1 protein-coding gene is annotated in these 906 nt (G+C 62.0%); it reads right to left on the reverse strand.

The window, feature by feature from the left end; all coding sequences use genetic code 11:
• The coding region (gene mraY, locus RA21_RS17485; RefSeq protein ID WP_446720198.1) for a phospho-N-acetylmuramoyl-pentapeptide-transferase at positions 1-841 on the reverse strand (841 nt) is incomplete at its 3' end.
• Positions 842-906 lie beyond the last annotated feature (65 nt).

The raw sequence follows: 906 nt of genomic DNA on the forward strand, positions 1-906 counted from the left end.
CGATGGCCCCCAGCGCACCGCCCAGGGCCAGCGAGCCGGTGTCTCCCATGAACACAGCGGCGGGCGGCGCGTTGTACCACAGAAAGCCGAGGCCTGCGCCAAACAGTGCCGCGCAGAAGATCAAAATCTCACCGGTGCCAGGCACGTAATGCACGTCCAGATACTCAGTGAAGTCGACCCGCCCAACCGCATAAGCAATGACGCCCAGGGTGCCCGCCGCAATCATCACCGGCATGATCGCCAGACCGTCCAGGCCATCTGTCAGGTTCACCGCATTAGCAGCACCGACGATGACGCAGATCGAGAACGGCACGTAGAAAATCCCAAGATTGATCAGCGTGTCCTTGAACACCGGCAGCGCCAGATGGTTCTGCAAGGGCGCCGGGTGATAGGCCGCGGCCCAGACTGCCGCTATTACCGCAATCATGATCCCCAGTGCCAGCCGGACCTTGCCGGGCACGCCCGCGGTGTTCTGCTTGGAGACCTTGGCGTAATCATCGGCAAAACCGATCAGGCCGTAGGCCAGCGTCACAAACAGCACCAGCCAGACAAAGGGATTGTCCCAGCGCGCCCACATCAGGGTTGCCGTCAGCAGCGCGCCGACCACCAGGAGGCCGCCCATGGTCGGGGTACCAGCCTTGGAAAAATGCCCCTCCGGCCCGTCATCGCGGATCGGCTGGCCTTTGCCCTGGCGCTTGCGCAGCACGTTGATCAGCGGCTTGCCGAACAGGAAGCCAAAGATCAGCGCGGTCATGAAGGCGCCGCCTGCGCGGAATGTAATGTAGCGGAAGAGGTTGAAAACATCCCCCCCGTCCGACAAAGCGGTCAGCCAATAGAGCATCTGAGCCCTTCCCTCGTTCTCTTATGCGTTTTCCTGTGTGGGGGTGGAGTGACCCATTTCGCGGA

The sequence above is a fragment of the Leisingera sp. ANG-DT genome (genome assembly GCF_000813785.1).
Classification (GTDB): Bacteria; Pseudomonadota; Alphaproteobacteria; order Rhodobacterales; family Rhodobacteraceae; genus Leisingera.